Source organism: Methanosarcinales archaeon, from assembly GCA_014859725.1.
Lineage (GTDB): Archaea > Halobacteriota > Methanosarcinia > Methanosarcinales > Methanocomedenaceae > Kmv04.
This window is the reverse complement of sequence record JACUTQ010000213.1, coordinates 1-3,176: the sequence shown is the minus strand read 5'-3', so window position 1 is coordinate 3,176 and position 3,176 is coordinate 1. Positions and strand designations below refer to the sequence as shown.

Annotated in this window: 5 protein-coding genes; 2 read left to right on the top strand and 3 right to left on the bottom strand. The window is 41.2% G+C overall.

The genetic code is table 11. The annotated features are described in order from the left end of the window. Together IBX40_12255 and IBX40_12250 are read left to right on the top strand one after the other, a co-directional pair. On the top strand, positions 1–561 hold a 561-nt coding region (locus tag IBX40_12255), incomplete at its 5' end, for a hypothetical protein (protein MBE0525081.1). A gap of 6 nt (positions 562–567) precedes the next feature. Then, entirely contained in the window at positions 568–1,980 is a 1,413-nt protein-coding gene (locus IBX40_12250) for a flippase (protein ID MBE0525080.1), read from the top strand. A 73-nt stretch (positions 1,981–2,053) separates the two neighbouring features. Here the strand turns inward: IBX40_12250 and IBX40_12245 are convergent, their stop codons facing one another. From IBX40_12245 to IBX40_12235, 3 genes are all read right to left on the bottom strand, one after another. Further along, positions 2,054–2,251, bottom strand: a complete 198-nt coding sequence (locus IBX40_12245) for a hypothetical protein (protein ID MBE0525079.1) — start codon at positions 2,249–2,251, stop codon at positions 2,054–2,056. Then, complete coding sequence (locus IBX40_12240; protein ID MBE0525078.1) at positions 2,241–2,534, bottom strand: hypothetical protein; 294 nt, start codon at positions 2,532–2,534, stop codon at positions 2,241–2,243. Before IBX40_12240 ends, IBX40_12245 begins: the two co-directional genes overlap by 11 nt. A gap of 70 nt (positions 2,535–2,604) precedes the next feature. Beyond that, complete coding sequence (locus tag IBX40_12235; protein MBE0525077.1) at positions 2,605–2,982, bottom strand: hypothetical protein; 378 nt, start codon at positions 2,980–2,982, stop codon at positions 2,605–2,607. Positions 2,983–3,176: the final 194 nt, after the last annotated feature.

The window sequence follows — 3,176 nt, the reverse complement described above, 5'->3', positions numbered from 1 at the left end:
ACTTTCGGCTCAGCGTTAATTATTGTCATTCTAGTCACTATCAAGCCGGACAGAGAAAAATGGCAAACCGTTGGTAAAATCATCATTTTCCTGGTCATCTTTTCCTCACTCCTCAATGCCATCTTTTTCATATATTGGCAGGTAGAATATCCCGACAGATCACAGAACGGGATTGTTGAAGCGAGTAAATGGCTAAATGAAAATACTCCTGCAAATGCCACGATCCAGTCAAGTATTTGGGAATTGCCCGGATGGATAAATATCAACAAACCTTTACATCCGGAAATGAAATATCCGAGATCCACGTTCTTAAGCCACTATGTTTACAGGACCACCTATGCTCCGCCCGGAAATGAAAAAGATTTTCTAACAAGAATAGAAAATAAAGAGATAGATTATATCGTGATATTTACAGACCCAACTCTTACATCAAGTGAACATGCGAAAAATATCTACGATTATCTCCAGAACTATGTGGATGAAGCCCCTGCAGGATCAGAATTGATTTATTCAGAATTTAAAAACCAAAAAGTTTTATTCAGGATCTATAAAGTGCTGTAGCATACAATGATCTTTCCAAGAATAATAAAAAATATCATTTCATTGGCCTCTGCAGAGATCATCACCAGAATTTTGAGCCTGGTTCTGATAATCTATATCGCCCGGATCTTAGGAGATTCTGGATTTGGCAAATATTCCTTTGCTTTTGCTTTCACAAGCCTGTTCTTGTTGTTCCTTGATCCGGGCATACATTCTCTCACAATACGGGACATTGCAAGGAAGAAGGACCTTGCTGGCAAGTATATGAGCAATATCCTCATTATGAAGACCTTTCTCTCGATACTTGCCTTTGTCCTTATTGTATTTACCATAAACATAATGGACTATCCGGTTGAGACCAGGCTTGCGGTGTACATCGTCGGGATATATACTATAATGACATCCTTTTCCCAGCTCACCAGAGGCGTCTTCAGGGCTTTTGAAAAAATGGAATACGAAGCAATATTAAATATCCTTGAGAGATTAATATTCGTTTCATCAGGGTTGATCGTCCTCTTCATGGGATATGGATTGGTTGAGGTCGTTTCAGTCTTTTTGATCGCAGGCGTGATCAACATTTTGGCAAGTTTCGCGATCACATTTCGGAAATTTTCAAGTCCGGTGTTCGAGATTGACCTGGAGTTCTGGAAATATCTCATAAAGGAGGGGCTTCCCTTCGGACTGGCCATGATCTTCATAACCATTTATATAAAAATTGACACTGTCATGCTCTCTGTCATGAAAGGAGATGCTGTGGTGGGATGGTACAGTGCAGCATACCAGATACCCCTGGCTGTAGCCCTCATATCTGCGGCCTTTATGGAGTCGATTTATCCTACTATGTCCAGGCTACATGGTTCTTCTAGAGATTCATTGATTTTTACTTATGAAAAGTCGTTCAAGTTACTTGCTATCATTGTGTTCCCGATAGCGGTGATGATCACACTTTTCTCAAAGGAAATAATCTCAATTCTTTACGGGGAGATGTATGTAAATTCTATCTTCGCCCTTCAAGTGTTGATATGGTTCACCGTCTTTGAATTCTTCTGCTATCTTCTTTATGTAACACTCGCATCAATGGATAAACAGAGAATAAATACCCTGACCACAGGATTTTGTGCGGCTTTAAATATCCTGTTAAACTTCCTGTTAATACCTACATATAGTTTTATAGGAGCTGCAATAGCAACAGTAATAACTTATATCCTCCTGTTTTTCCTGAACTTTTATTTTGTATCCAGTTACCTGCAAAGGATTTCTCTTTATAAGATCATTAGCAAACCCATTGTTGCTGCTGCAGGCATGGGAATATTTTTGTACTTTTTCAGGGATTTGAATGTTCTGATTATGGTATTTTTCGGTTGTACATTATACCTGCTCTCTTTATACCTGCTAAAGACTTTCTCAAGGGAAGACATTGAGTTCATTTATAGGGCGTAGAAATCAAGGATTTTTTGGGAGATGTCCTCAAGTGTTGTCTGCAATACTATCCGTGTCGGACCGAATATACATTTTAATCCTCCACCACATCCATATCAAACACCCTTATCAACACAGTAAACACCAGCATCGCCATGGCCAAAAATCCAAACATCACATTGATCTCCAGGATCGTGGGATAATACACCACCAATTCCCCGAAGAATGAGAAGGCATAGGGCCAGATCGTGATCAACACCTCATTGAACAAAAAGAACACATCAATAGGCAAGGCAATGCCCCTCGCAACAGGATACTTCCGTGCTGCTTCCTTCTTCTCTCCTGCCGCCCCTTCTCGTCTTCCCTCTGCCCGGGTGCCCGTCCCGATCTGACTCCGTCCTCCCTTGTTGTGTGGGGGCTGGCAGGTGCTTTTCGATTAATCTGGGTGGTTTATTCAGAGCGGATGATTTTGTGTTTGGATGGGTGTGGCTGCCCGTGGAAATATAATTACGGAGTAATTTAATTGGAACAATATAATTAGCAGTCCCTGCCACCGCAGCCCGTGAGGGCGGCATGGTGGCAGCCAACCTTGTTGATTCATGTTGCCCGGGTCCGGAGAGTCAGGAATGTGAAACAGGGTGCCAACTATGAATATGATTCCTGCCCCCTCCCATGGGTATCTGTGTTGGGGTGAATATGCGCCGGGTGCGGGTTGGGGAAGTTGTATTCAGTTGTTGTGTGTGGGGTGCCTCCAAAGAACATGATACCTGCCATGTCAATTGAGAATGTGCACAATCGCTGTATTGTCAATAAATCCACCAGTACCTTATGAATATGTTTGTTTGAATGATGCCTGACGTTCAATACTTTGTTCATTGCGAGCATTTTTGCGTTTGGTTTATAGTCTACCCATTCGACATCGGTAAGTGGAACAAAATCCACATTATACTTTTCAAGAATTGGAAGCCACTTATTCTGTTTTGCACCTTTCATGGGTTTGGTTACAACCGTTTTATTTTCCATTGCAACAATATCATCATATCCATCTTCACGAAGTGTTTTAAGTACGCCTTCAAGTTGCCATGGTTCAGTTGAACATGCAGGTGAATTTATTATATCTTGGCATTTGCATTAAAGTGAACGACTCCATCTTAAAAGATAGGAGCTTCCTGCTTCATTCATATAAATTCGAGTTGAGTTCCAACACAAGTCCAAAT